This is a genomic window from Bacillus sp. GbtcB10 (assembly GCF_019091365.1).
GTDB lineage: Bacteria > Bacillota > Bacilli > Bacillales > Bacillaceae > Bacillus > Bacillus altitudinis.
This window is the reverse complement of record NZ_JAGXJP010000334.1, coordinates 1-243: the sequence shown is the minus strand read 5'-3', so window position 1 is coordinate 243 and position 243 is coordinate 1. Positions and strand designations below refer to the sequence as shown.

Below are 243 nucleotides of genomic sequence, written 5' to 3'. Positions count from 1 at the left end.
AAAAGTGACAGACGGAATTGAAAGCGGATTGGAACATTATTTTCAATCATAAAAAAAGCTGCCGAACGACAGCTTTTTTATTGTTTAGAATCCATAATCAATGTAATCGGCCCGGAATTCGTCAGCTGAACATCCATCATGGCTCCGAATATTCCGGTTTCCACTTTGACTCCTTTTTCCCGAAGGAGCTCGTTCCACTTTTCATAAAGGAGCACTGCCTGATCCGGTTTAGCCGCATTCATA

General features: G+C 42.0%; 1 protein-coding gene. It reads right to left on the bottom strand.

Translation table 11 applies throughout. The features are described from left to right. Window positions 1-77: 77 nt before the first annotated feature. Window positions 78-243 (bottom strand): D-aminoacyl-tRNA deacylase (locus KVT11_RS20425; protein ID WP_217609204.1); only part of this gene is annotated, 166 nt, incomplete at its 5' end.